Source organism: Citrifermentans bremense, from assembly GCF_014218275.1.
In the GTDB taxonomy this organism is placed as follows: Bacteria; Desulfobacterota; Desulfuromonadia; order Geobacterales; family Geobacteraceae; genus Geomonas; species Geomonas pelophila.
In genome coordinates this window covers 455,561-479,997 of record NZ_AP023213.1, presented here as the reverse complement: position 1 = coordinate 479,997, position 24,437 = coordinate 455,561, and the positions used below count along the sequence as shown (strand labels likewise).

Annotated in this window: 23 protein-coding genes and 1 tRNA gene; 4 read left to right on the top strand and 20 right to left on the bottom strand. The window is 60.2% G+C overall.

Features of this window, described 5'->3' with window-relative positions; all coding sequences use genetic code 11:
- Positions 1 to 56 precede the first annotated feature (56 nt).
- Both GEOBRER4_RS02065 and GEOBRER4_RS02060 read right to left on the bottom strand, forming a co-directional pair.
- A tRNA-Phe gene (locus GEOBRER4_RS02065) sits at positions 57 to 132 on the bottom strand.
- 193 nt (positions 133 to 325) lie between these two features.
- A complete protein-coding gene (locus GEOBRER4_RS02060) occupies positions 326 to 889 on the bottom strand; it encodes an elongation factor P (protein ID WP_085814078.1) in 564 nt (187 codons plus the stop codon).
- 97 nt (positions 890 to 986) lie between these two features.
- On the opposite strand from GEOBRER4_RS02060, the gene yaaA reads away from it, so the two are divergent.
- Complete coding sequence (yaaA, locus tag GEOBRER4_RS02055; protein ID WP_185244025.1) at positions 987 to 1,184, top strand: S4 domain-containing protein YaaA; 198 nt, start codon at positions 987 to 989, stop codon at positions 1,182 to 1,184.
- A gap of 7 nt (positions 1,185 to 1,191) precedes the next feature.
- On the opposite strand, the gene GEOBRER4_RS02050 is transcribed toward yaaA, so the two are convergent.
- Both GEOBRER4_RS02050 and GEOBRER4_RS02045 read right to left on the bottom strand, forming a co-directional pair.
- Positions 1,192 to 1,560: a translation initiation factor Sui1 gene (locus GEOBRER4_RS02050; RefSeq protein WP_185244024.1), complete on the bottom strand. Its 369-nt coding sequence runs from the start codon at positions 1,558 to 1,560 to the stop codon at positions 1,192 to 1,194.
- A 102-nt stretch (positions 1,561 to 1,662) separates the two neighbouring features.
- Positions 1,663 to 2,748 carry a ribonuclease Z gene (locus GEOBRER4_RS02045; protein WP_185244023.1) on the bottom strand — a complete coding sequence of 362 codons (1,086 nt, stop codon included), beginning with the start codon at positions 2,746 to 2,748 and terminating at the stop codon, positions 1,663 to 1,665.
- Positions 2,749 to 2,850: 102 nt separating this feature from the next.
- Here GEOBRER4_RS02045 and GEOBRER4_RS02040 point away from each other — a divergent pair, with 102 nt between their 5' ends.
- Positions 2,851 to 3,183 (top strand): cupin domain-containing protein, encoded by a 333-nt coding sequence (locus GEOBRER4_RS02040; RefSeq protein ID WP_012528848.1) that lies wholly within the window; start codon positions 2,851 to 2,853, stop codon positions 3,181 to 3,183.
- A 255-nt stretch (positions 3,184 to 3,438) separates the two neighbouring features.
- Here the strand turns inward: GEOBRER4_RS02040 and hemB are convergent, their stop codons facing one another.
- The 6 genes from hemB to GEOBRER4_RS02010 form a co-directional block, all read right to left on the bottom strand.
- The gene (hemB, locus tag GEOBRER4_RS02035) at positions 3,439 to 4,458 is read right to left on the bottom strand and encodes a porphobilinogen synthase (protein ID WP_185244022.1); all 1,020 of its coding nucleotides are present in this window, start codon (positions 4,456 to 4,458) and stop codon (positions 3,439 to 3,441) included.
- Between the two features lie 115 nt (positions 4,459 to 4,573).
- Positions 4,574 to 6,109 (bottom strand): uroporphyrinogen-III C-methyltransferase, encoded by a 1,536-nt coding sequence (gene cobA / locus GEOBRER4_RS02030; RefSeq protein ID WP_185244021.1) that lies wholly within the window; start codon positions 6,107 to 6,109, stop codon positions 4,574 to 4,576.
- Positions 6,110 to 6,340: 231 nt separating this feature from the next.
- Complete coding sequence (hemC, locus tag GEOBRER4_RS02025; protein WP_085814085.1) at positions 6,341 to 7,297, bottom strand: hydroxymethylbilane synthase; 957 nt, start codon at positions 7,295 to 7,297, stop codon at positions 6,341 to 6,343.
- A 64-nt stretch (positions 7,298 to 7,361) separates the two neighbouring features.
- On the bottom strand, positions 7,362 to 8,666 hold the full coding sequence (gene hemA / locus GEOBRER4_RS02020) for a glutamyl-tRNA reductase (protein ID WP_185244020.1): 1,305 nt from the start codon (positions 8,664 to 8,666) through the stop codon (positions 7,362 to 7,364).
- A 59-nt stretch (positions 8,667 to 8,725) separates the two neighbouring features.
- Complete coding sequence (gene ccsB / locus GEOBRER4_RS02015) at positions 8,726 to 9,541, bottom strand: c-type cytochrome biogenesis protein CcsB (RefSeq protein ID WP_085814087.1); 816 nt, start codon at positions 9,539 to 9,541, stop codon at positions 8,726 to 8,728.
- Positions 9,538 to 10,212 carry a precorrin-2 dehydrogenase/sirohydrochlorin ferrochelatase family protein gene (locus GEOBRER4_RS02010; protein WP_185244019.1) on the bottom strand — a complete coding sequence of 225 codons (675 nt, stop codon included), beginning with the start codon at positions 10,210 to 10,212 and terminating at the stop codon, positions 9,538 to 9,540. The genes ccsB and GEOBRER4_RS02010 overlap by 4 nt, the downstream gene beginning before the upstream one ends.
- A 237-nt stretch (positions 10,213 to 10,449) precedes the next feature.
- Between GEOBRER4_RS02010 and trxA the strand changes: the two genes are divergently transcribed.
- On the top strand, positions 10,450 to 10,779 hold the full coding sequence (gene trxA, locus GEOBRER4_RS02005) for a thioredoxin (RefSeq protein ID WP_085814088.1): 330 nt from the start codon (positions 10,450 to 10,452) through the stop codon (positions 10,777 to 10,779).
- On the top strand, positions 10,780 to 11,304 hold the full coding sequence (locus GEOBRER4_RS02000) for a TlpA disulfide reductase family protein (RefSeq protein ID WP_185244018.1): 525 nt from the start codon (positions 10,780 to 10,782) through the stop codon (positions 11,302 to 11,304).
- Between the two features lie 258 nt (positions 11,305 to 11,562).
- On the opposite strand, the gene lipA is transcribed toward GEOBRER4_RS02000, so the two are convergent.
- The 10 genes from lipA to gcvH all read right to left on the bottom strand — a co-directional run bounded on the left by lipA (position 11,563) and on the right by gcvH (position 24,382).
- Entirely contained in the window at positions 11,563 to 12,417 is an 855-nt protein-coding gene (gene lipA, locus GEOBRER4_RS01995; RefSeq protein ID WP_185244017.1) for a lipoyl synthase, read from the bottom strand.
- Between the two features lie 214 nt (positions 12,418 to 12,631).
- The gene (locus GEOBRER4_RS01990; protein WP_185244016.1) at positions 12,632 to 15,109 is read right to left on the bottom strand and encodes an MtrB/PioB family decaheme-associated outer membrane protein; all 2,478 of its coding nucleotides are present in this window, start codon (positions 15,107 to 15,109) and stop codon (positions 12,632 to 12,634) included.
- A gap of 33 nt (positions 15,110 to 15,142) precedes the next feature.
- Entirely contained in the window at positions 15,143 to 16,042 is a 900-nt protein-coding gene (locus GEOBRER4_RS01985; protein WP_185244015.1) for a DmsE family decaheme c-type cytochrome, read from the bottom strand.
- A gap of 345 nt (positions 16,043 to 16,387) precedes the next feature.
- Positions 16,388 to 17,764 (bottom strand): sigma-54-dependent transcriptional regulator, encoded by a 1,377-nt coding sequence (locus GEOBRER4_RS01980; RefSeq protein ID WP_185244014.1) that lies wholly within the window; start codon positions 17,762 to 17,764, stop codon positions 16,388 to 16,390.
- Entirely contained in the window at positions 17,757 to 19,232 is a 1,476-nt protein-coding gene (locus GEOBRER4_RS01975; protein WP_185244013.1) for an ATP-binding protein, read from the bottom strand. The genes GEOBRER4_RS01980 and GEOBRER4_RS01975 overlap by 8 nt, the downstream gene beginning before the upstream one ends.
- The gene (phnD, locus tag GEOBRER4_RS01970) at positions 19,229 to 20,101 is read right to left on the bottom strand and encodes a phosphate/phosphite/phosphonate ABC transporter substrate-binding protein (protein ID WP_185244012.1); all 873 of its coding nucleotides are present in this window, start codon (positions 20,099 to 20,101) and stop codon (positions 19,229 to 19,231) included. Before phnD ends, GEOBRER4_RS01975 begins: the two co-directional genes overlap by 4 nt.
- Positions 20,102 to 20,282: 181 nt before the next feature.
- The gene (locus GEOBRER4_RS01965; protein WP_185244011.1) at positions 20,283 to 21,083 is read right to left on the bottom strand and encodes a lipoate--protein ligase family protein; all 801 of its coding nucleotides are present in this window, start codon (positions 21,081 to 21,083) and stop codon (positions 20,283 to 20,285) included.
- A 157-nt stretch (positions 21,084 to 21,240) separates the two neighbouring features.
- Complete coding sequence (gene gcvPB / locus GEOBRER4_RS01960) at positions 21,241 to 22,680, bottom strand: aminomethyl-transferring glycine dehydrogenase subunit GcvPB (RefSeq protein ID WP_185244010.1); 1,440 nt, start codon at positions 22,678 to 22,680, stop codon at positions 21,241 to 21,243.
- Positions 22,671 to 24,008 carry an aminomethyl-transferring glycine dehydrogenase subunit GcvPA gene (gene gcvPA, locus GEOBRER4_RS01955; protein ID WP_185244009.1) on the bottom strand — a complete coding sequence of 446 codons (1,338 nt, stop codon included), beginning with the start codon at positions 24,006 to 24,008 and terminating at the stop codon, positions 22,671 to 22,673. The genes gcvPB and gcvPA overlap by 10 nt, the downstream gene beginning before the upstream one ends.
- A 2-nt stretch (positions 24,009 to 24,010) precedes the next feature.
- Positions 24,011 to 24,382, bottom strand: coding sequence for a glycine cleavage system protein GcvH (gene gcvH / locus GEOBRER4_RS01950; protein ID WP_185244008.1), 372 nt, complete (start codon positions 24,380 to 24,382; stop codon positions 24,011 to 24,013).
- Between the last annotated feature and the right edge of the window lie 55 nt (positions 24,383 to 24,437).

Here is a 24,437-nt window from a genome sequence, read left to right as displayed (position 1 = left end):
AAGCCCCTGTGGTTAAGGGGCTTTTCTACATCATCGGACAATGCCGGATTTTTTGGTGGTGCCCAGAGACGGAATCGAACCGCCGACACGAGGATTTTCAATCCTCTGCTCTACCGACTGAGCTATCTGGGCAAGAGACCAACTTTATACTTGAATAATCCGGACGAGTCAACCTCTTTTTTTAATTTTTCTGACTGTCCAGGAAACCTGAAGTCCTGCCCTCACCCTGTCCCTCTCCCGCTGGGCGAGGGAACGTTTTGCCACCGGTTACGACTAAGGGGGCAAGGTATCCGGGTAGTAGGCATACTTTGCTTCTTATTCCTAACTAGGCGCGGGATATGAAACGTGCGTCGCGGGTGTCTACTTTGATCTTCTCTCCGGCTTCGAGGTACGGCGGCACCTGCAGACGCAGGCCGGTCTCGAGTACGGCTTCCTTGGTCTGGGCGGTGGCGGTGGCGTTTTTCATCGCGGGGGCGGTCTCGGTGACTACCAGTTCGACGGTCATGGGGAGATCTACGTTGACCATGCGCTCCTGGAAAATGCCGAGCTGTACTTCGGTGCCGTCCAGCAGGAAAGGTGCGATGGCCTCGAAGTTGTCCTCTTCCATCTCGAACTGCTCGTAGGTCTCCAGGTCCATGAAGATGCCGCGGCCGCCGTCGGCGTAGAGAAACTGCCCCTTGTGGCGCTCGAAGTCGGCTTCGTCTACCTTGTCGCCGGAACGGAAGGTCTTCTCCAGCACCTGGGAGGTGATCAGGTTGCGGTACTTGGTCTTGACCATCGTGTTGGCGCCGCGGGCGGACGGGGACTGGAAGCTGACGTCTACTAGCACGCAGGGGGCGCCATCCAGCTGGATGACGAGACCCTTCTTGAAATCATTGGTGGTGTACATGCAGGATTCTCCTTTACGAAATGTCCCTTTTTAGCAGAAATCTGTGATAAGTTCAACCGCGCCATATAGGCGGCAGCTATCGAGAATGGAGGATTTAGTGAAGATAGATACGGAATTCATCAAACTGGACAGCTTTCTGAAAGCCGTGGACGCTGTCAGTTCAGGCGGCGAAGCGAAGATCATCATCTCTGAGGGGATGGTGTCGGTAAACGGCGAGGTGGAACTGCGCCGCGGCAGGAAACTGCGCCCCGGCGACAAGGTGCAACTGGAGAAAAAGACGTTCCTGGTGGAGTAGCCTGATTCTACCCGCCGGCGCGCTTGGCTTTGTAGCCGCGCTTGGCGAGTTCGGCGAGAAGGACGTCGGCGTGGTCGCCCTGGATCTCGATTACGCCGTCCTTGGCCGTACCGCCGCAACCGCAGCGGCGCTTCAGCTCTCCAGCAAGGGCGCTGAGCTTATCTGCATCGAGGGGGAGGCCGGTAATGACGATGACTGTCTTGCCGCCTCTCCCTTTTGTTTCGCGCCGGAGACGCACCACGCCGTCGCCTGCGGGGCCTGAGGCGTTCTTGCGGCAGACGCAATCCTTGAGCGGCTTGCCGCAACCGGGGCACATACGGCCGAATTCGGAGGAGTAGACTACCGGGGCGTCGCTATTGAAGCTGGTCTTTTTCATAGGGGCTTTTGTAGCACAAAAACCAAACCGTTTGCCACGGAGAAAATCTGACAGTGAGAGCAAAAATGTTTGTACTCTCATTGCCTCTTTGCGGCTTTGCAGTCAGCTTTTTAGTTCCACGGGCCTTGGCACTTCACTTTCCATGATCGGGCGGGGGGTGAGGCGGTCGGGGATTTTCAATACTGTCACTCCGGGCGGCGGTTCTATCTCCTGGTACAGGGGCTCGCTCCCCCGCTGGTAAGTCTTGGAGAAGTGCATCGGCAACACGTACTTCGGGCGCAGCCGGTCCAGCATCATGTTGAAATCGGTCGTGCTCATGTGCCGCGAGAGCCGCGCCTTTGCTTGCTCGGAGGCAAGGAAAGCGCATTCGCACACAAGTAGCGTCACTCCCTTAACCAAGCCTTCCAGGCTCGCCATGTTCTCCTCTGAATACCCGATGTCGGTGACATAGCCGATGCTGGCCGGCTCCTCGAATTTCCGGATCCGCTGGTACAGTGCCGCGGCATTGGTCTCCACCCGCTCCTCAACCCTTTCGCCGCTGCTACAGAGATAGCGTACGGGGTTCCCCTCCATCAAGCCGTCGTGAAAGAGCTTCTCCATCTCCTTCAGCCATACACCTTTTCTGACTCCTGCTGCGGCCATCCGTTCGTCGTCGATGACGAAGGCGGCCCCTTCTTCCACCTTGTAGGCGACGACCGGAATCCTGTGCTCGCACTGCGCGCTGGTGACGGTGAGGTGCCTGTTGCTGTAAAGGACGCCGGAGCGCTCCCCTTCCCTGCTTGCCGCGAATCCTTCGGGGCCGCTGAAAAGCGTGCTGACAATACGGCCAGCGTCGTTTATCTCGGCTACCCTGAAGTTTCCCCAAAAGGTATCGGCCAGGTTCCAATCGTAGCAGGAGAACTTGTGCCCCATCCGGTCAGCGAGTGCTGGGGGGCCGAAGACGTCTATGGTGCGGGGAGAGGCGTGGCTGTGACGGATCACGCTGTCCATCCCCATGAAGTGATCCATGTGGGCGTGGCTGATGAATATCGCGTCGATGGAGGTGTAGACTCTCTTGGCCAGATGGTGCATCTTGCCGCAGTCGAATAGCAGTGCGCGGCCGGTCGGTCGCACGCGAACCAGCAGTAGCGGGTCGTCGAAGAGACCGGCGAAGAAGGTGGGTTCGAGGTAGCGGAAGGGTTTGGGCATGCGCAGAATTTTACCATTAGATTGACCTGCATCAATTGCATCACTGTCTGATCGGGTTACAGTTCCTATCAAGAAATCAACCTGCGTGAAAGGAGAATGGATATGGCTGAGAAAAAAGGCGTGGCACTTGGGGAGAAGCTGAATCTGGTGAACCTGGCTGGCTATCAGGATGGTGCGGTGGTGAGCAGGACGGTCATAGACAAACCGGTGGGAACTATCACTGCGTTCGCCTTTGATGCGGGGGAGGGGTTGAGCGAGCACACCGCACCCTATGACGCTTTCGTGCAGGTTTTAGACGGGGAAGCGGAGATCAATATAGACGGGACCGCCCACAACGTCGCGGCGGGAGAGATCATCATCATGCCGGCGAATAAGCCTCACTCGCTGCGGGCGGTGAAGCCGTTCAAGATGCTGCTGGTGATGATCAGGGCTTAAAGGCGTTGCACACGGATAAACACGGAAACATCTGCGGATAACTTCAGATAGACCTTAACTCAGCTTGATCTGTTTGAATCCGTGACGGTTTGCCTTTCCGTGTGCGGTCGCCACAAGTACACATAGTAAACACAGAGAAAAATAAACAAAGGGCGCAGATGCTCGTGACGAGTATCTGCGCCCTTTTATGTTTCCTGCTTTAGCTCTGGGTCCTCTGTGAACCGCTGGACCTCTGTGGTGAGCTTTAAGGTTGGCCTACTTGCAGCCGCAGCCGCAGCGGTCGCTGATGTCGGCTTCGTACCCTTTCCTCAACAGTTTGGCTACTTCCTTGGAGTGATAAGTGAGGATCAGGTCGGCACCGGCACGCTTGAAGGAAAGCATGGTCTCCATGGTGACGCGGTCCTCGTCGATCCAACCCATCTTGGCTGCGGCCTTGATCATGCTGTACTCGCCGGAGACGTTGTACACGGCGGTCGGAAGATTGAACTCGTTTCTCACCTCGCGCACGATGTCGAGGTAGGGAAGACCCGGCTTCACCATCAGGATGTCGGCGCCTTCTTCGACGTCCATGCGTGCTTCGCGGATGGCTTCGAGTCTGTTGCCCGGATCCATCTGGTAGGAGCGGCGGTCGCCGAACTGCGGCGTCGACTCGGCGGCTTCCCTGAACGGGCCGTAGTACCCGGAAGCGTACTTCACGGCGTAGCTCATCAGCGGGATCTGGTTGAAGCCGTTGTTGTCGAGCGCCTCGCGGATTGCAGCTACGCGCCCGTCCATCATGTCGGAGGGGGCGACCATATCGGCACCCGCCTTGGCGTGGGAGAGCGCTTCCTTGGCGAGCAGTTCCAGGGTCTCGTCGTTGTCGACGTCGCCGTTTTTGATCACGCCGCAGTGGCCGTGATCGGTGTACTCGCACATGCAGACGTCGGTGATGACGGCCAGCTTGGGTACGGACTTCTTGATGGCGCGGATGGTCTCCTGGATGATCCCGGTGTCGGAGTAGGCGTCGCTACCCATGGCGTCCTTCTGCTCGGGGATACCGAAAAGGATCACTGCCGGAACGCCCAGCTCGTAGACCTCCTGGGCCTCTTCGACGATGTTCTCGATGGACTGCTGGTAGATGCCGGGCATGGAGGAGATCTCTTTCTTGATCCCCTTGCCGAAGGCGGAAAACATCGGGTATATGAGGTCATTGGCGGAAAGCGAGGTCTCCCTGACCATGTTTCTGAAGACTTCTTTGCCCCGGATCCTTCTCGCTCTGTACAGTGGGTAGAACATTGATCTCTCCTTTTTGTCTGTCGTTAAGCCTTGAAACCTTCCCTCACCCTGTCCCTCTCCCGCTGGGCGAGGGGACTTTCGTCCAACTGATATGGCTAAAGGGCAAGCTTGATGGTTAATGCTCTGTGCCTGCCTGGGCGAAATACTTGATCATCTCCGCTGCCAGCGCGTCGAGCGTGTACTCGGCAGGCTCCATGTGCACCTCAAGTCCCAGATCGCGGCAAGTCTTCGAGGTGATGGGGCCGATGGAGGCTACCTTTACCCCTTTCATCAGGTGCAGGAACCGGTTCTCGCCCAAGATGGCGGCAAGGTTCTGCACGGTGGAGGAAGAGGTGAAGGTGGCGCAGTCGACGCGCCCGTCTTCAAGGGCGGCAAGGGCCTCGGCCGGGATGCCGTCTGGGGTGTGGTTGGCATAAGCGATGGGGGCGATCACCTGCGCACCCAGCCGCCCCAACTCCTCGGTGATCACCTCACGGGCGCGGTCGCCCTTGGGAAAGAGCACCCACTGCCCAGCCATGTCCATCTCGGAGAAGACATCCACCACTCCCTCGGCCTTGTAATCGGGAGGGATCAAGTCAGCGCGGACGCCATAATGGGCCAGCGCCGCGGCGGTCTTGGGGCCGACGGCGCAGACGCGGCAGCGGCCGAGGGCGCGGGTGTCGAGGTTGTGCTCGGAGAGCCTGGCGAAGAAGTACTTCACTGCGTTGTACGAGGTGAAGATGATCCAGTTGAAGCTGTCCAGCGCCTCGATCGCCTCGTCGAGCGCAGAATGATCGGCCGGCGGGGTGATCTCGATGGTCGGGCAGCAGTAGGCCCTGGCTCCAAGCTGCTCCAGCTTGGAGGTGAACTCGCCTGCCTGGTCGGCACCGCGTGTCACCAGGACCGAGTGCCCGAAGAGCGGGCGGTTGTCGAACCAGCGCAGCGTGTCCCTGAGGTTGACCACTTCCCCGACTACGGTGATGGCGGGCGCCTTGAACTCGGCAGCCCTCGCCTTCTCGGCGATATCCGCCAGGGTTCCGACCAGCACCTCCTGCTCGGGACGGGTGCCCCAGCGGATCAGCGCCACCGGGGTCTCGGGCGCGCGGCCGTGTTCCATCATGCTGCGGGTAATGTGCGGCAGGTTGGTGACACCCATGTAGAAGACGACGGTGCCGCTTCCCAGCGACAGCCCCTCCCAGTCGATCTCGGAGCTGGCTTTGCCTTTCTTCTCGTGCCCGGTGACGAAGGCGACCGAGGTGGTCACCCCGCGGTGGGTGAGCGGAATGCCTGCATAGCTGGTGGCGCCGACTGCGGCGGTGATGCCGGGGACGATCTCGAAGGGGATGCAGGCCTCGACCAGCGCCTCGCATTCCTCGCCGCCGCGCCCGAAGATGAAGGAATCTCCCCCCTTCAGTCTCGCCACGATCTTGCCCGAGAGCGCCTTCTGTACCAGCAGTTCGTTGATCTGGCTCTGCTCCCGGTTGTGTTCGCCCCCAACCTTGCCGGCGTAGATGAGCTCCGCCCCCTTCGGGGCAAGGCGCAGCAGGTCCTCATTGGCCAGGTAGTCGTACATCACCACCTGGGCCTTGGCGAGGCAGTCCCGTCCTTTCACCGTGATCAGCCCCGGGTCCCCGGGACCCGCACCGATGAGATAGACATATCCGTTCTTCATACCAGCGCTCATAGCGACACCACACCAAAAGGCAAAAGGCTAAAGGGAAATCCATTAGCCTTTAAACAAGAAAAAGAAACAAAAAGCTTTACCACAGAGGTCACCGAGGATCACGGAGGTCACAGAGAGAAGCAAAAGACTTTGGGGTTACCCCGAAAAGCCTTTTGCTTTTGTCCTCAGATTTTCCTCTGTGTACCTCTGTGTCCTCTGTGGTGAGAGCCGTTGTTTTGGTTATACCGGGATTTCCTTCTCCCTGGAGACTTCACGCTGGTATACCTCGGCGAGGATGGCGTGGCCACCTTCGGAGAGGAGCTGCTCGGCGAGCTTCACACCCAGCTTCTCGCAGTCGTCGGCGGGACCGGTAACGACTCCCTTGACGGAAACCTTGCCGTCCACGGAAGCGATGAAGCCGGTCAGCTTCAGCTGGTCGCCGGTCACTTCGCCGAAGGCGGCGATGGGAACCTGGCAGCCGCCCTCGCAGCGCCACAGGAGGGCGCGCTCGGCGCGAACGGCGCGGCTGGTGTCCGGGGAGTTGAAGAAGGAGATGGCGTCCTTCACATCCTGATTGGAGAGGTTGCACTCGATGCCGAGGGCGCCCTGGCCGATGGCGGGCAGGGAGAGATCGGTCGGGAGCAGTTCGGTGATCTGGTCGGCAAAGCCCAGACGGTTCAGGCCGGCTGCGGCGAGGATGACGGCATCCAGCCCTTCGGTCTTAAGCTTGTCCATGCGGGTCTGCACGTTGCCGCGGATGATGACCATCTCGAGGTCGGGACGCACCTTGAGCAGCTGTGCCTGGCGCCTGAGTGCCGAGGTGCCGATACGCGCGCCCTGCGGCAGATCGGCGAACTTCACGCCATTGGAGATCACGGCGTCGCGCGGATCTTCACGCTCGGTGATGCAGTAAAGGCCCAGCCCCTCGGGGAATTCGGTCGGCACGTCCTTCATGCTGTGCACCGCGATGTCGATCTCGCCGCGCAGCATCGCCTCCTCGATCTCCTTCACGAACAGACCCTTGCCGCCCACCTGCGCCAGGGGCACGTCGAGGATCTTGTCCCCGATGGTCTTGATCTTGACGAGGGTGACGGTCATATCCGGATAGCGTTTTTCCAGCTCGGACTTGACCCAGTTTGCCTGCCAGAGTGCGAGCTGGCTCGCGCGGGTACCTATTCTCAGCTCTTTCAGCGCCATGTACTTCTCCTTTTAGTTGAATCGAGGGGCTAGGGACTAGGGGCTAAGGTCCGGCGCCCGTTTTTTAGTCTTCAAGGTCCATCATGTTGTCCTGCGACTCGCCCGCGACCTCGAGGTCGAAGAGGTTTCTCAGCGCGTCGACGTAGAGGTCGTTGCGGTTTCCCTGGTCGGTCCTCTTCAGCACGCTGGTGGGCTGGTGCAACAGCTTGTTCATGATGGCGTTGGTCAGCGCGTCGAGCTTCTTCTCCGCGCCGGGGGGAAGATCCTTCCATCCGGAGATGGTTTTGGATAGCTCGGCTTTGCGGATCTCATCAAAATGGGTTCTGAGCGCCACGATGGTCGGGGTCACCTCGAGGGAGGAGAGCCACTTGAAGAACTGCCCGATCTCCTGCTCGACGATCGCCTCGGCCTTGGCCGCCTCGATTTTGCGCTGCTCCAAGTTGGTGGCTACGACGCCGTTCAGATCGTCGACGGTGTAGAGATAACAGTTCTCCACGTCGTTGACCTTGGGGTCGATGTCGCGGGGCACAGCGATATCGATGAAGAACATCGGCTTGTGCTTGCGGCGGCGCAGCACGTCCTCCATGTCCTTTTCGTGGATGATGAAATGGGGAGCGCCGGTGGAGGAGAGGATGATATCGGCCTTGGGAAGCGTCTCCATCAACGCCTCGAAATGGACCGGCTTCGCGTCGAACTCTTCGGCCAGCTTCTCGGCGCGCTCGTAGGTGCGGTTGGTGACCATGACGCCGCGCACGCCGACGTTGATGAAGTGCTTGGCGGCAAGCTCGCACATCTCTCCGGCCCCGATCAGAAGGACCGTCTTGTCGGAGAGCTCCCCGAAGATCTTCTTGGCCAGTTCGACCGCGGCGAAAGCGACGGACACGGCGGAGGAGGCGATCTTGGTCTCGGTGCGGACCCTCTTGGCGACGGAGAAGGCCTTGTGCAGGAACCGGTTCAGTATGATGCCGGAGCTCTTGAACTCGGCTGCGTAGCCGTAGGAGGTCTTGATCTGTCCGAGGATCTGCGGCTCGCCCACCACCATGGAATCGAGGCTGGAGGCGACCCGGAAGACGTGACGGGTGGCATCTTCGCCGTGGTAGCTGTAGAGGTGCTTCTCCAGCGTCTCCAGGGGGACGTTGTGGTAATCCGCCAGGAAGCGCTTGATCCTTGCCATCCCACCGGCTACGTCGCGCGTGGTGGCGTAGATCTCGACCCTGTTGCAGGTGGAGACGATGACCGCCTCGGTGATGTCCGGAAGCGCCACCACGGCCTGGAGCGGTTTTTCCATCTGGGTCGGGGCGAAGGCTACCTTTTCCCTTATTTCAACTGCGGCAGTTTTATGTGACAGCCCAACCACAATAATATTCATAACAATCCTGCCCCTTGCTGAGATTCACAACCGAAAAGCGGTTGCCGCCTCTTTCGCCCTTACTTGTAGCTGTGCAGCCCCGACAGGAGAAGATTCACGCCGAGGAAGGTGAAGAGCATGATGACAAAGCCGAAAATGGAAAGCATGGCAGCCTTCCTGCCGCGCCAGCCGGTGGTGAGCCTGCCGTGCAAAAGCGCCGCGTAGATGAACCAGGTGATGAGCGACCAGGTTTCCTTGGGGTCCCAGCTCCAGTAGGTGCCCCACGCGGTTTCGGCCCAGATGGCGCCGGAGATGATGGCGAAAGTGAGCAGCGGGAACCCGAAGGTAAGGCAGCGGTAGCTGATGTCGTCCAGCATGTCGAGCGGCGGCAGCTTCTGGAACATAGGCCCGAGCCGGCGCTTCTTCAGGAAATGCGACTGGATCAGGTACATGACGCTGACGCCGAAGGAGATGGCAAAGGCGGCGTACCCAAGGAAAGCCATGATGGTGTGGACGGCGAGCCATTTGCTCTTGAGCGCGGGGTTGAGCGGCGGGATGACGGCCGAGAAGGTCGCCGAGATGGCTAGGATCAAGAGCGCCAGCGGCATCACGAAGGACCCGAGGATGGATACCTTGTAGCGCCGCTCGAACAAGATGAAGATGCCGACGGTCGCCATGCTGAAGAAGGAAAGCGACTCGTGGAGATTGGTGATCGGGGTGTGCCCCGCTTCGACGAAACGGTCAAGCGTGAAGCCGAGATGCACCAGGAAGCCTGCAACAGTGAGCCAGAAGCCGGCAAGTCCCAGTGATTGCTTGGGCTTGACCAGGTAAGCCAGGTAGATGACGGTGGCGACTGCGTAGATGACCAGGGTGCAGTTGAAGAGCAAGGCGTTCATGACGGTTCCTTTTTATCAGCCCCATCCGGGCCAGGTCGAGCCCCGGTAGCGGAGAGCTTTAGGAGTATCTGGTCTATTACATCTCTCTGCCCGTTTTTGATCAGCGCGGGGAGATCAAGCGCTGCCAGCTCGGCAAAAACCGGGTCATTGTATTCGTTCACAACCTTTTCAGTCAATAGCTTTTCACGGGCAGTACCTAAAAGCGATACAGCTTCGGCATATTCGGGACCGAAAAGCGGCTCGATCATGGCGACGATCTGCCGTGACAATGACGGGCTGGCACCCCCTGTCGACACGGTGATCAGCAGATCCCCCTGTTCCAGTACTGCGGGGGTGGTGAAAGCGCTCTGACGCGGGGCGTCCACCACGTCGACCAGGATGCCGCGCTCCTTCGCCTCGGCTGCAACCTCGCGGTTCAACAACGGGTTATCGGTAGCGGCGAAGGCGAGCAAGGCACCGGCCAAGTCGCCGTGGCGGTAATCTCTTTCCAGGTGCCGCAGCGCCCCCTTCTTCGCCAGCTCCGCAAGCGTCGGCGCGAGTATGGGCGCGACCACGGTAAGACGGGCGCCGGCGGCTATTAGCCGGTTGGCCTTTCTGGCGGCAACCTTTCCGCCCCCCACGATCACCACGCTCTGGTCATGCAGGTCGATGTTTATCGGGTAGTAGCGCAACTTGGCTCTCCGATTCAGGATTTGCGCCAATATGGCCTTAAGCCGCGTCACTGTCAACCTTGAATACGACTGACAGGAAAGGCAAGAGCCCGGGCTTTGTTTTTTCCGCTCTAAAGAAGGTTAACTGGACGGCCAAAGCCCTTTAACCACCTCTAATACCGCGCCCAAGTTACCCCTTGCATTTTTCATCCGCTCATTTATAGTAGGAGTCACTTTTTTTATTAAAGGAGAGGGTTCATGGCCAGCGAAAACGTACACACCTTTACCGACGACAACTTTGAGAAGGAAGTGCTCCAGTCCGACATCCCTGTGCTGGTTGACTTCTGGGCCACCTGGTGCGCCCCCTGCAAAGCAATCGCTCCGCTCATCGATACCGTAGCGTCGGAGTATGAAGGACGCGTAAAAGTTGGCAAGGTAAACGTCGACGACAACCCGGCAACGCCCGGCAAATACGGGGTGCGAGGCATCCCCACGGTCATCCTGCTGAAGGACGGTAAAGTCGTGGACCAGGTCGTCGGCGCGATACCCAAAGCACAGCTGGAGGCCCTGATCAAGAAGGCGCTCTAAATGAAAATGCAGATCCCGTTTCAGAAGTTTGCAGTAAGAGTTGTCCCCCTGGCTCTTGCCGGCCTGCTGCTATCCACGCAACCGGCAGCCGCCATACTGCAGAAAGGGGAGGCGGCGCCTCCCATCAAGTTGGTGACGACCTCCGGGCAGCCGATCACGCTCAACAACTACAAGGGTTACGTGCTGGTGATGGATTTCTTCGCCACCTGGTGCATACCCTGCAAGGAGTCGATCCCGCACCTGAACGCGCTGAGGCAGAAGTACGGCAAGCAGGGTTTGCAGATCCTGGGCGTCAGCGTGGATGAAGGGAGCGACCGCGAAGTGAGGTCCTTCATCGGCGAAAGAAGGATCAGCTATCCGGTGGCGATCGCAGGCGAGGAAATGCAGGCAGATTACGGCCTCCGCTCCATCCCGACGATGTACATCATCAACAAGAAAGGGATAGTGGCCGGGAAGTTTCAGGGCTTTTCCGACGAGACTGCCAAAGCGATGGAAGATACCATCAAGAGGCTTCTCGCGGAGTAAACCACTCTTTGAAGCAAATAACGGAAGCGGCATTCCCCCCATTACAGCCAGATGGCTATGGACGGGGATGCCGCTTCTGCTCGTTTACAGGGTCGACTCACCAGCTTTCCATCCTTGGCGCAAGTACCCAAGACATTACGCCGCTCTCCCCTCCCCGCAAGGGGGGAGCTATTTGGCCGCACTGGAGCCCCCTCCCTACCACCCCCCCTCCGGGGGAGGGTACTGGAATAACAGGGCAACTGCTGCTTTATGGTGGGCTTACGGGTGGGCCTCCAGGTAGTTTTCGGCGTGGTAGCTGCTCCTCACATACGGGGCGCTCTCCACGTGCTCGAACCCCATCGCCAGCGCCCTCTCCTTGTAGAACTCGAACAGCTCCGGCTCGACATAACGCTGCACCGGATGGTGCATCCGGCTGGGCGCCAAATATTGTCCCAGGCTCAAGTACCGGCATCCCACCTTCAGCAGGTCCTCCAAGACGGCGAAGAGTTCAGTTTCCTCTTCCCCGAGACCAAGCATCAAGCCGGATTTGGTGTTGAGGTCAGGAGCCAGCAGGCGCGCCTGGGCCAAGAGATCAAGAGATCTCTGGTAATCCGCACCGCTGCGGATGTAGTAGAGCCGCGGCACAGTCTCCAGGTTATGCCCCAGGATGTCCGGGGCGCTCTCGACCACCGCGGCGAGCGCCGCCCCGTCCCCGCGGAAGTCGGGGATCAGCAGCTCGACCTTGGTACCGGGAGAGACGCTCCGGATGCTGGCGACCGTTTCCGCATACATCGATGCGCCACCGTCGGCGAGATCGTCGCGGGTGGGGCTGGTTATGACGACGTGAGAGAGGCCCAGCCGCTTCACCGCTTCAGCGACCGAGGCAGCCTCTCCCGGTTCCACGGGAAGAGGGGCCTCCTTCGAGACGGAACAAAACGAGCATAGACGCGTGCAGATACGACCAAGGATGAGGAAGGTCGCCTGTCGCTTGCCGAAGCATTCAGTGATGTTGGGACAGCGCGCCTGCTGGCAGACCGTGTTCAGGCGCAGCTCCTTCAGAAGCCCCTCCATCTCCGCATGGGCCACAGGGGTGATCTTCTTCTGCAGCCAAGCCGGTTTTCTGATCGGATCCATGTGCACCTTCGTGGGGTGGGATAGGATAACAGCTTGGAACTATACACGCCTTCGAATCAAAGCGCTACGGCATGCTCGCACTTTCGGGCCTCCGTCATGGCTGCTTTAGGTGAGGAGGGAGAGGTAGGGCTGGCGCGAGCCGGCAATAAGCTTGCGCAAAGAAAAAAGGGCGCCGTTGCCGGCGCCCCATAACATACCCAGGAAGTGCTTTTTTTTAGAACTTGTAGTTCACATAGGCTCCGAACACATGCGCGTCGTAGCTGAAGTTGTTCGCGCCGGTGTAGAGGTACTTGGTGCTGTTCTCGTAGGTGTTGCCGGCGGTGTAGGCGCCAGTCTGGGTGAAGTCGTCCTGCATGAACAGCTCGTACATGTAGGTGACGCCCGCTTTGAGGTTCCTGGTGAAGCTGTAGCCGAGATCAGCCTTCAACTCCTGGTACTTGTTGGTGATGGTGTTCCAGTCCTGGGCTGTCGCGTTGCTGAGCTTGGTCGGGACGCCGTTCGGGTTGTAGGTGTTGACGTCCATCTTGCTGTAGGAAACGTTGTAGTTCGTGTTCAGGGTGAGCTTCTCGGGAATCACCTGGAAGCTTACGCCCAGACCGACCGTGTCGACTTTCTCGTAGATGGAGGAGTTCCAGTAGTTGAACGGGTTGAAGTTGCCACCTGCCGCACCGGTGGTGAAGGCATCGTCGAGGCTGCTGACGGCGTTGAAGACGTCATCCTTGGCAGCGGACTGCATGAAGCCCTTGCGGTAGTCTTTGGCGTAGCTCGCATAGATCGAGACCCTGTCGGACATGGCGTAGTTCACGTCGATGGCGCCGGTTACGCTGTCGTTTTGCTTGAGCCCGAACCTGTTCTCGCCGCCGAACTCGTCTTTGAGATACTGCCCGGAAAGTCCCACGGTGACTGCCTGGATCGGCGTCGTCTGCAGCCTCAAGTCCGCCTTCTGACGGTTCCTGTCGGCCCAGTCATAGTTCTGGAGCCCGATGGCCTCGGGGCTTTCGGAGCTGTTGCCCGGCTTGTAGCCATCGACCGCGCGGTGCGAGTAACGGTAGTTGCCCTTGAGCTTGGTGCTCCTGGCCGGCTGGTACACGAACCCGCCGCCTACCCCAAATTCGGTGGTGCCGTCGATGCGCAGTTGCTCGCGGTCCCAATCCTCCCAGAACCCTTCCACGATCAGCGTCAGCGGCTTGAGAACATGGTAATCAACCGAGATTTCGGCATTCTGGCGGGTAAAGGAGAGCGCCTCGTTGCGGACCGGAATGTCGGTGAGGCTCGCGCTCACGTCGGCCCTTTCGGTTCTCCAGTAGGAATCGCCAAACGCAGCGTAGCCAGGGAAGGTTATGTTGTCCGATTTGTTGTTGTAGTCATAGTAGCGGTAGCGGGCGGTGACAGCCAGCGAGTCGGTGGGCTTGCTTGTCAACTGGTAGCTCTGGAACAAAGTTGCGACTTCCCCGTTCAGGCTCCCCTGCGGCAGCGCCAAGGTGGAGGCGAACGGAGCGCCCGCGCCCGGGAAAGTCGTGCCGATTGCGCTATTGAGGGTGTAGGGGTCAAATGCCTCGTCCTGGGTGACCCAGCCGTAGCTCACGTTGCCGGTGAACCTGCTGTGCAGCGGGAGCTCTACCGACCCGTTCAGGCTTATATCGTGGGACTTGCTGTCCGGGGAGAGGGTGATCTGCCCCAGTGCGGAGCGCCCGCGGTTGAAACCGTTGTCGCCCAAGGCGGCGGTGGCGTTACCGGCGCCTGAGGCCTGCGCCGAGGTCAGCCGGAACGGGTTGTCCCACACCAGAGAATTGATCTTGTTCTCGAAGTTGGTGAAGGTGTACTCCGCGTCCGCGAGCCACTTTTTCTTGTAGACACCGGCGCCGACGCTCATGGTAGTGGTGCGGTAATCGATCACCTCAGGGAGTTCAACCCCAGCTACCAGGAAATAGTCGACGAGGTGCACGTTGCCGGAGGTCAGGGGAACCGGGGAAGTCCCGGCGTTGGCGGTGAACCTCTCGTAGGTCCCCTGGTTGATGCGCCTGGTCCCGGTCCGCTTCTCACTGTTCACCTTGGTCCAGACCTTGACGTCCTCAACCGGAGCGAAGTCGAAGCTGAAACCGGTCTTGTTCCTTTTCAGCCCGTACTTCACCGGATTAGCCGAGTTGGAGTACAGGTTGTTCACGATGTTGACCATACCGGCGTCCAGCGCCTGATTAGTGGCGTCCGCCGGGTTTATGATTCCGCCGGAGGCCACACGGCCGGAGCGCAGCACCTCGTTTGCCTGCAGCGCCGACTGGATCGGGTCGGCGACACGGAAGACCCCGCCGCCGACGTGGTTAAGGATCAGCTTGCCGTCGCTGAAATTGTGCGGGGTCTTGTCATAGAGAAGACCGAAGTTGTACTTGCCGTGCACCCCGCCCTTGACGGCGTACGACTCGTCGTCCTGGGACACGTCCTTCGCCTTGAGGTCCAGGTAATACGGAGTTTCAGCGCCATTCACTTTCACGCGGACGTCGTTCAGAACCACACCTTCTTCGATGTCGCGGTACTCCTGGAACTTTCCGTTGGCGCCGTCGAGTTTCGTCTGTTGAATACCTGCGTTCACTTCGCCGTGAATGGTCGCCTTGCCACTTTCCGCCAGTGCCGTGCCGCAGGCGATTGCCGTCGCAAGCATGGACACCGCAGCATATCTAAAGCTTTTTCGCTTCATTATCTATCCTCCCAGTAATGATTAGATCTGTTGCTAGCGCTGCAGTATCGCGCCGGACGGGTTGTTGGAACCGTGGACCTGGGAATGGCAGTTCAGGCACCCCCTGTTGATCGCATAGGTGGAATTCATCCCCAAGGCCCCGCTTTGGTGGCGTCCCTGCATATGGCACTGCTGGCAAAGGCGCGGCACCTTGGTGACCAGCATCTTGTCGTTGGAGGATCCGTGGGGGGTGTGGCAGGTCATGCAATCTTCCTTCACCGGGGAATGCTCCCAAAGCAGCGGGGCCTTTTTCTCCTGGTGACATTCGTAGCACTTGTCGTTGAAAGATTTGGCGTCGATCAGCTTCTCGCCTTTGGCGCCGTGGACGTTGTGGCAGGAGGAACAGGTCATTTTGCCCTCGCCGGAAGGGGTGGAAGCGTCACGCATCGGATGCTTGGAGCGCTTGAACATGTCCGCGCGCACGTCCAGGTGGCAGGTAATGCAGAGCTCTGTTTCGGTCTTTTTGCTGAGGAGCTTATCGTTGCCGCCGTGGATCTTATGACAGGCGACGCAGGCGAGCTTCTGGGACTCGTGGATGCTGCCATGCCAGAACATCTGCCCTTTCCCCTTGGAGTGGCAGTTCAGGCAGCCGGCGGAAGCGGCCTCGACGTCGATCTTGGCAGGGTTGCTGATCGCGGCGATATCGCCGGTGCTGGCGTGGGAAGCGCTGGCGCCGTGGCAGGACTCGCAACTGGCGCCGGCGAAGCCGTAGGCCCCAGCTTTCGAGTGGACGTTGCTGGAGAACTCCTGGACTTCCGCGGCGTGACACTCTTTGCAGAGCTCGCCTCCGGCCGGGGCACTGTCTACGGCAAAGGCGAACGCACCGAACGAAAACAGGCATCCGACAATTGCGCCAAGCAGAAACAGCTTCTTTGGTACCGATCTTTTACTCATCAGATATTCTCCTTTGGTGGTCTGAATTGATCCTGTTTCCAGGGATATCCTGCTACTGAAGCCACCTCCTCTGTTGATATGGTTGTTTCAATAGAGCAGGATCCAGTCCAAGCAGCATGGCAGCGCATGCGAATCGACTCTGACGAAGGAGTGCGGCGCGAGATGAGGATACAGAGGGGGGCAGGTTTTAATGCTGAGGAATTCAGAAGTTACGCAGCCGTCAGGCGTAGCGGCGAAAAGATTATTTTATTCAAATCGTATACGAATTGGAGGTGTGTAATAAGGATAAGACAACGAAGGGTGGCGCAGCGGAGGAGATTTCCAAAATGGAACGTAAAGTTTTCTTTACGCCCCGGCCTTATCGCGTGGCGTCGCACCATCATGGCGTCTGATCTTCTCCCAGAGCATCTGACGCGACATTCCGAGCAGGTCGGCGGCCTTGGTCTTGTTGCCGCCGGTGCCTTTGAGCACCTTGGCGATGTACCTGTCCTCGAACTCCTGCACCGCCTCCTTGAGCGGCTTATCCACGCTGAAGCATTCAAACAGGCTGCCGACCCAGGAGTCGCTGCCCAGCGAGACCGGGATCTGCCTTGCCTTGATGGTCTCACCGGGGAAGCGGATGGTGAGCTGTTCAACGATGTTCTTCAACTGCCTGACATTACCTGGGAAATCGTATTGACACAGCCGGTCCAGCGCCTCGGGAGTGAAATCGATCGCCCCACCGACGCCAGCCGCGGCTAATCGCTTCTGGAAGGTGGCGATCAGCAACGGTAGGTCCTCCCTCCTTTCCCTGAGGGGGGGCACCTCTATTGGCATCACGCTGATGCGGTAGTAGAGATCCTCGCGGAACTTCTTCTGTTCCACCAGTTGGCGCAGGTTGCAGTTGGTGGCTGCCACCAGGCGAAAGTCGACCGGGATCTCCTTGTTCCCGCCGACGCGGTACGCCGTCTTCTCCTGCAGAACCCGCAGCAGTTTCCCCTGCAGGGAGAGCGGCAGGTCTCCGATCTCGTCCAGGAACAGGGTCCCCCCGGCAGCCATCTCTACGTACCCCTGACGGGTTCTGTCGGCTCCGGTATAGGCGCCCCTCTCGACACCGAACAGTTCGCTCTCCACCAGGTTTTCCGGTATCGCCGCGGAGTTGATCTTCACCATCGGCCTGCGCGCCCTCTTGCTCTGCGCGTGCACCAGGTCCGCCAGGAGTTCCTTGCCCGTTCCGCTTTCCCCCAGAAGAAGCACCGCGACGTCGGTGGGGGCGGCCACGCGCACCATCTCCAGCACACCGGCCATGGCCGGGCTGCGGGTCACCAGTTTAGGCTCCTCCCCCTCCTTCAGGGCGGCCACCTCCTTCTCCATCTGCCGGAACTCAAGCACCTTTTCAATCTTAAGAAAGAGCACATCCATGGCAAAGGGCTTGATCAGGAAGTCGAAGGCCCCGATCTTCATCGCCTTCACCGCCCGGTCCACGGTGGCGAACGCCGTCATCACCAGCGCCTTCCACTGCGGTTGCCGGCCAAGGATCTCCTCCAGGAGCTCGAGCCCGTCTGCGTCAGGGAGCTGAATGTCCTGCAGCACCAGGTCGAAGCTCTCCTCGTTCACCGCCTCCAGCGCTTCCGACCCGCTGCGGGCAAGGCGCACCTGGTACCCGGCCTCCTCCAGCGACTCCTTTATCAGGTCGCCCAGGAGACGGTCGTCCTCTACCATGAGCAGCTTGGTCTTAACCATGGTCGGGTTCCTTCTGCAGCGGGATCCGGATCAGGAAGGTAGTGTCTCCCGGACGGCTCTCGCAGGTTATTTTTCCCCGGTGCATCTCGACGATGCTCTTGCTTATAGCAAGGCCGATGCCGCTTCCCTCCCCCCCGGGCTTGGTGGTGTAGAAAAGTTCGAAGATCTGCTCCTCGTCGCCGGGGTTGACCCCTGCGCCCTGGTCGTGGACGGCCAGGCAATAGTTGCCGTCCTCCAGATAGGCAAGCAATTGCACCACCCCTCCCTCGGGGGAAGCGTCCGCCGCGTTCAACAGCAGGTTAAGCACCACCTGGTGCATCTTCCCTTTGTCGATTAAGAGCAAGGTCGCACCGGCGCTGTTGCTGCTTTGGAACCTTACCGGGAACTTCTTGATTGCAAGGGTAGCGAAGCCGGCGGCTTCCTCAAAGAACCGGTCGCTCGTCACGCGCTGCAGGTCAAGGCTCCCGGCCCTGCTGAAGTCGGTCAACTGGCGCACTATGCCCTCTATGCGCTGGACCCCCTCCTTATGGTGAGAGATGTACTTGACCAGTTCGGGCTGCACCTTCTTCTCCAGGTGAAAAAGGCTCGTCGACATCACCATGAGCGGGTTATTGATCTCGTGCGCTACGCCTGCCACCAGCTTGCCGACAGTTGCCATCTTTTCATTCTGCATCAGCCGCGCTAACGCCACCTGCCGCTCCTGCTCGGCCTTCTTCAACCGCTGCAGCATCTCGCTGAAGCTCTGCTGCAGCTTTCCGATCTCGTCGTTTCGATGCATGTGCTGTGAGAGGGGGACGGCGTCCAGGGAGTGATGGTTGACCTCCGACATCGCCTGGGAGAGCTTGAGAAGAGGTCGGGACATGGTGAGGCCCACCACATAGAAGACCACGTTGCCGATCAGGAAAAAGAGCACCGAGAACATGATGATCTCGCGTGCCATGAGCTCTTTCTCCTTTTCCACCTGGGCCAGTGACACGCCGACCCGCAGCGCCCCCCAGCTTTTCCCCGCCACCTGTAGCGGCATCGCCATGTCGTAGATCTCCCCTGAGGGGAGGCGGGCGGTGTGGCCGTAGAACTCGTGGCGGCGGAGAGCGGCCGTGGTGAGCGGGTCACGGTACGTCTTGCCGAACTCCCGGTAGTCGCTGTGGGCAAGGACCTTGCCGTTGGTGTCCGTGATGAAGGCGTAGACTACCTGCAGCTCGCGGTTTTCCACGATCTGCTCGATGAAGTTGTCCAGCAGTCCAGCGTTCTCCTCGACGACCCCCAGCCTCTCGTAAAGGATCGCGTCGATGATGGGAGGCTGGATCGAATCCAGCAGGAGCCGCCCGTTCGCCTCGAGCCTTTCCATGAGATGCTCGCTCTCGTTTAACCAGAACCATCCCCCCCAGGTGATGGACGTGAGCGCCACGAGGAAGGTGGACACCAGCATAAACTTGGCCTTAAGGCCGAAGCTGATCCCTTTTCTCATCGGTGACACCCCGACCCGCAGCCGAAGGGGATGGACTGGAACATCCAGATCTGCTCGCGGTAGTCGGTGGCCGAGGCCGGGGCGAAACCGTGCTGGAACTCGTCGTCCCATCGCGACATGATCTCTCGGTGCGCGGGGTTGCGCCGGTCCAGCTTCAGGAGCGCGGCGACAACCGCGTCCCTAACCGGCGGCGGTATGTCGGGGCGCACCACCAGCGGCACCGACGGGATGGGATCGGAAAACGCCAGCACCCGCAGCCCGTACTGCCAATACCTGCCGGCGAAAACCTCCTTCACCGAACCGGCGTCGTACTGCCCCTTCAGGATCGCCTTGGTGACCGCGTCGTGGTTTTTCAGGCTCGCCCGATATTCGAGTCCGGAGACGCTCACCCCTCCCCGCTCCAGCATGTAGCGCGGCAAGAGGTTACCGGTGATGGAATGGTGGGAACCAAAAGCGAAACGCTTGTTCTTGAGGTCAGTGATGCGCTGGGCATGAGAATCGCGAGGCACCACGATCGCCGCCCGGTAAAAAGGTTTGCCGTCATGGTTCAAGGGCTTAACAATCGGGACCGCGCCGTAAAGCAGCATCGCTTCCACGAAAGCCCCGTCGCCGAGTGAGCTGATCAGGACCCGCCCGTCTTTCAGATCGTTGAGCGCCTGGCGGTAGTCACGGCTGATCAGGAGCTCGAATCGGTAGGGCGTGTTCTCCGTGAGGTAATCCATGAGGGGCTGATAGCGGGCGTACATGGTCCTCGGACTGTAGCGGAGGTTGATCCCGAAGAAGACCACCGGCTTCGAGCCGGCAAGGCAGGGCTGGGCCGAAGCGATCAGCAGCAGGACGCCCAGTATCAGACGGGTAAAACGTGGCATGAGGGGCTTCCTTTCCTAAAATGGGCTCTCGTTACCTTACGGCGCCTGGCCATCTCGACTTTAACGATCTTCCTTCATTAATGCAAGAGAGCGGCCACATGGCACGGGCCGGGGAGATGCGGACTTCAAAGGAGGGGCAGGAAAACGGGGGGGCACAGCGGATACTAGAGCAAAAGGAAGGCTATACACGGCCTTCAAGGTTCCAGCTGCCACTTCTATACTTCCGGGTTTCCAGTAGCGCCGCGGCGTCCAGTTCCGCCTCGGTGGGGAGCTGCGGCTCGAGGGTCACCCCCAGGCGTTCCTCGAACGATTCCACCAGCGCCTGCTTCAACTGCGGCTGCTCGACGGCTATGCCTAACTCCGTGAGGCTCACGGCGCCTGCGGCCCCGGGAGCTGGCTCTTTGAGGTAGCGAAGCCCGTGCTGCACCCGGCTCACCAGCGGGATGGAGCCGTGCTGCAGGATGGCGCCGTTCACCCGGCGCTGGGCGTTGCCGCCGATCTTGCGCCCCCGCACCACGATGTCGAACTCCTCCTTGCCGGCAAAGCAGAAAGCGGTGCGCGCCCCCAGGCGCTCCTCGTCCGGGTTCAGGTCGACGGCGAAGCTGGCTTCGAGCCCGAGCTTTCCGTAAGTCCCCAGCAAAAAGGCGCAGAGTCTGCGGAAGCCCTCCTTCACCCCCGCCGCCCCGCCGATATGTCCAGGGGCGCAGACGATGCTGTAGGTCAGTTCCTGGGCGTGGTAGATGATGCCGCCGCCGGTCATGCGGCGCACCACCGGCACTTTTTCCTCCTGGCAGAGCTCCAGCTTCAATGAGGCCGCCACATCCTGGAAGCGCCCCACCGAGAGCGCGGGGGGATCCCAGCCGTAGAGCCTTAAGAGCGGCTGCGAGCGCTCCTTGTCGAAGCAGTTGAGCAGCGCCTCGTCCAAGGCCATGTTGGCGGGACCATCGAGAGGGCCGGTATCGATCAGACGCCAGGAAATCATAAAGATAAAACCTCAAAACATTGGCCACGGAGAAATCTGAGAACTTCTGAGAAAACCCGGAACCTATCTAACAAAACAGCCACGGATAAATCAAAGGGAATCTCAGATCTCCTCAGATTTTCTCCGTGGCCAATGGTTCCCGGTTCTGCTTTTGTCTTTACTCGCAGCAGACCTGCTGCGCCCTGGCCGCCCGTGTCTCATCGAGCCGCCCCACGGGGGTGGTCACCGGCGCCTGGTGCAGTGCTTCCGGGTTCTCCCTGGCAAGCCTTGCCGCCTCCAGCATCACGTCGATGAAGAGGTCCATGGTCTGCTTGCTTTCCGTCTCGGTCGGCTCAATCATGATCGCCTCCTTGACGTTCAATGGGAAATATACGGTGGGAGGATGGAACCCGCGGTCGATCAGGTACTTGGCGATGTCGATGGCGTGCACCCCTTCCTTCAGTTGACGGCTAGCCGAGAAGACGCACTCGTGCATGCAGGTCTGCTCGAAGGGAAGCTCGTACTCATCCTTGAGCCGGGCCATGATGTAGTTGGCGTTCAACACCGCGTGTTCGCTCACCTCGATCAGCCCCTCGCGCCCCAAGAGAGTGATGTAGGCGTAGGCGCGCGCCATGATGGCGAAATTCCCGAAGAAGTCCGAGACCCGCCCGATCCCCTCGGGATGCGCCTCGACTACGAAGCTCCCGTCCTCCGTGCGCTGCACGCGCGGAGTGGGGAGGTAGGGGATCAGTCCCTTTTTCACCCCCACGGGACCGCTCCCCGGGCCTCCACCGCCGTGCGGGGTGCCGAAGGTCTTGTGCAGGTTCACGTGGATGACATCGAAGCCGACGTCGCCCGGGCGCACCTTCCCAAGGATCGCGTTGAGGTTGGCACCGTCGTAGTAAGTGAGCGCCCCGGCCTGGTGGGCTATGTCGCAGATCTCGGCGATGTGCGGGTTGAAGAGCCCCAGCGTGTTGGGGCAGGTCATCATCACCGCCGCCACCTCGTCGTTCATGGCGTTCTTGAACTGATCCAGATCCATGTCGCCGTAGGGAGCGGTCGGTATGGTGACGATCTCGTACCCCGCCATGGCGGCGCTGGCCGGGTTGGTGCCGTGGGAAGAGTCGGGAACGATTACGTACTTCCGCTTCTGATCTCCGCGCGCCTTGTGGTAGGCGGAAATCACCATGATCCCGGTCATCTCGCCGTGCGCCCCCGCCAACGGCTGCGTGGTCACCTCGTCCATGCCGGTTATCTCGGCCAGTTGCTGCTCCAGGCCGTGGATGAGTGAGAGAGGTCCCTGCACCAGCCGCTCGCCGCCGGGAAGCAGCGGCAGGACCGGGTGACATCCGGCGAAGAGCCCCCCCGCGTTCTCGGTCACCTTGGTGTTGTACTTCATGGTGCAGGAGCCCAGGGGGTAGAAGTTGGTGTCCACGGAGAAGTTTCTCCGGGAAAGGGAGGTGTAATGCCGCACCAGGTCCAGCTCGCTCACCTCCGGCAGCAGGACCGGCTCCTTGCGCCGGAGTGCATCGGGGAAGGGGGAGGCTTTCGGGACGTCGGAGAGGGGAACCCGCACCCCGCTGCGCCCCGGTACAGATTTCTCGAATATCAGCTGCATAGCGCCTCCTCCAGGAGAGCTGCCAGGCGGTCGATCTCCGCCCTGCTCCGTTTCTCCGTTACCGTCACAACCAGCGCCTCGTCCAGGCCCGGGTAGTACTGTCCCAGCGGCACGCCCGCCGCGACTCCCGACGCGAGAAGCTTTTCCACCACCGGCGCCGCGTCCATCGGAAGCGACAGGGTGAACTCGTTGAATGTGGTCCCGGTGTTCATGAGGGTGACTCCCTTGAGGGAGGTGAGGCAGGACTTCGCGTACTGAGCCTTGTCGTAGTTCAAAACTGCCAGCTCCTCGAAACCCTTTCTTCCCAGCGAGGCGCAGAATATCAGGCCGCGCAGCGCGCACAGGCTCTGGTTGCTGCAGATGTTGGAGGTGGCCTTGTGCCTTTTGATGTGCTGTTCGCGCGCCTGCAGGGTCAACACGTACCCGCGGCGGCCCTGGTTGTCGATCGTCTCTCCCACGATCCTGCCGGGAAGGTTGCGGATGAAGCGCTTGCGCGTGGCGATGAACCCGAAATAGGGGCCACCGAAGGAGAGCGCGTTGCCAAGGCTCTGACCGTCACCGACCGCGATGTCGGCTCCCGTCTCGCCAGGACTTGCCACAAGGCCCAGGGCGATGGGATAGCTGGAGACGATGAGGAGCGCTCCCTTTTCGTGCGCCTTCGAGGCGAGTTCCGAGAAGTCCTGCACGCTCCCGAAGAAGTTGGGGTTCTGCACGATGACCGCGGCAGTCTCCTCGTCGATGGAGTCGATGAGGCTTTTCAGGTCCGAGCTGCAGCCGTCCGGCGCCACCTCGACCGCCTCCGCCGACAGCCCGTGCAGGTAACCGGTCACGATCTCGCGGTGCAGCGGATTTACCGAGGCATCCAGGATTACGCGGTTCCGCTCGGTGATGCGGAGCGACATGAGGGCCGCCTCCGCCACCGCTGTTCCGCCGTCGTAGAGCGAGGCATTGGAGGCCTCCATCCCGGTCAGCCTGCAGATCGCGCTTTGGTATTCGAATAGGGCCTGCAGTGTCCCTTGCGAGCACTCCGGCTGGTAGGGGGTGTAGGCGGTGTAGAACTCGGCGCGCGAGGAGAGGTGGTCCACCGCCGCCGGTATGATGTGGTCGTAGATGCCGCAGCCGATGAAAGGAACGATCTCCGCCCCACCTGCCGCGGCCTTCTCCCTCATGATCCGCATCAGCTCGAACTCGGACATGCCTGGGGGAAGGTCGAAGGACTTGGCGCGCAACTCCGCCGGGATGGGAGCGAAGAGCTCCTCGATGCTGCCCGCGCCGATCACGGCGAGCATCTCCCGGATCTCGTCTGGTGTGTTGGGACAGTATCCCATCCCTATAGCCCTTCGAGGTATTTGGCGTACGCCGCGGCGTCCAGGAGCGCGGCGAGCTCGGAGGCGTCCACCCCTTCGAGCCTGCAGATCCACCCTTCGCTCTCGGCCCCCTGGTTCACCAGCTCCGGGGCGTCCTCCAGCTTGTCGTTCACCTGGACCACCTTGCCGGAAACCGGCGCGTAGATGTCGCTTGCGGCCTTGACCGATTCGATCCCCGCGAGGGTGTCGAACTGCTTCACGCTCTTGCCGATTTTCGGAAGCTCCACGAAGGTGATGTCCCCCAGCTCGTGGGCCGCGTGTTCGCTGATGCCGACGATCGCCTGCGCCCCGTCCATCTCTACCCACTCGTGCTCCTTGGTGAAGAACTTTGCCATCTGGTGATCCTCCGTTTTTTTGTGTTCGGATAAAGGGTAGTTCTCCTTCCCCTCT

Excerpts from the sequence above, each read along its gene's own strand:
- GEOBRER4_RS02060 (WP_085814078.1), bottom strand. The coding sequence starts at position 889 with ATGTACACCACCAATGATTTCAAGAAGGGTCTCGTCATCCAGCTGGAT.
- GEOBRER4_RS02050 (WP_185244024.1), bottom strand. The coding sequence starts at position 1,560 with ATGAAAAAGACCAGCTTCAATAGCGACGCCCCGGTAGTCTACTCCTCC.
- GEOBRER4_RS02045 (WP_185244023.1), bottom strand. The coding sequence starts at position 2,748 with ATGCCCAAACCCTTCCGCTACCTCGAACCCACCTTCTTCGCCGGTCTC.
- GEOBRER4_RS02040 (WP_012528848.1), top strand. The coding sequence starts at position 2,851 with ATGGCTGAGAAAAAAGGCGTGGCACTTGGGGAGAAGCTGAATCTGGTG.
- hemB (WP_185244022.1), bottom strand. The coding sequence starts at position 4,458 with ATGTTCTACCCACTGTACAGAGCGAGAAGGATCCGGGGCAAAGAAGTC.
- cobA (WP_185244021.1), bottom strand. The coding sequence starts at position 6,109 with ATGAAGAACGGATATGTCTATCTCATCGGTGCGGGTCCCGGGGACCCG.
- hemC (WP_085814085.1), bottom strand. The coding sequence starts at position 7,297 with ATGGCGCTGAAAGAGCTGAGAATAGGTACCCGCGCGAGCCAGCTCGCA.
- hemA (WP_185244020.1), bottom strand. The coding sequence starts at position 8,666 with ATGAATATTATTGTGGTTGGGCTGTCACATAAAACTGCCGCAGTTGAA.
- ccsB (WP_085814087.1), bottom strand. The coding sequence starts at position 9,541 with ATGAACGCCTTGCTCTTCAACTGCACCCTGGTCATCTACGCAGTCGCC.
- trxA (WP_085814088.1), top strand. The coding sequence starts at position 10,450 with ATGGCCAGCGAAAACGTACACACCTTTACCGACGACAACTTTGAGAAG.
- GEOBRER4_RS02000 (WP_185244018.1), top strand. The coding sequence starts at position 10,780 with ATGAAAATGCAGATCCCGTTTCAGAAGTTTGCAGTAAGAGTTGTCCCC.
- lipA (WP_185244017.1), bottom strand. The coding sequence starts at position 12,417 with ATGGATCCGATCAGAAAACCGGCTTGGCTGCAGAAGAAGATCACCCCT.
- GEOBRER4_RS01990 (WP_185244016.1), bottom strand. The coding sequence starts at position 15,109 with ATGAAGCGAAAAAGCTTTAGATATGCTGCGGTGTCCATGCTTGCGACG.
- GEOBRER4_RS01985 (WP_185244015.1), bottom strand. The coding sequence starts at position 16,042 with ATGAGTAAAAGATCGGTACCAAAGAAGCTGTTTCTGCTTGGCGCAATT.
- GEOBRER4_RS01980 (WP_185244014.1), bottom strand. The coding sequence starts at position 17,764 with ATGGTTAAGACCAAGCTGCTCATGGTAGAGGACGACCGTCTCCTGGGC.
- GEOBRER4_RS01975 (WP_185244013.1), bottom strand. The coding sequence starts at position 19,232 with ATGAGAAAAGGGATCAGCTTCGGCCTTAAGGCCAAGTTTATGCTGGTG.
- phnD (WP_185244012.1), bottom strand. The coding sequence starts at position 20,101 with ATGCCACGTTTTACCCGTCTGATACTGGGCGTCCTGCTGCTGATCGCT.
- GEOBRER4_RS01965 (WP_185244011.1), bottom strand. The coding sequence starts at position 21,083 with ATGATTTCCTGGCGTCTGATCGATACCGGCCCTCTCGATGGTCCCGCC.
- gcvPB (WP_185244010.1), bottom strand. The coding sequence starts at position 22,680 with ATGCAGCTGATATTCGAGAAATCTGTACCGGGGCGCAGCGGGGTGCGG.
- gcvPA (WP_185244009.1), bottom strand. The coding sequence starts at position 24,008 with ATGGGATACTGTCCCAACACACCAGACGAGATCCGGGAGATGCTCGCC.
- gcvH (WP_185244008.1), bottom strand. The coding sequence starts at position 24,382 with ATGGCAAAGTTCTTCACCAAGGAGCACGAGTGGGTAGAGATGGACGGG.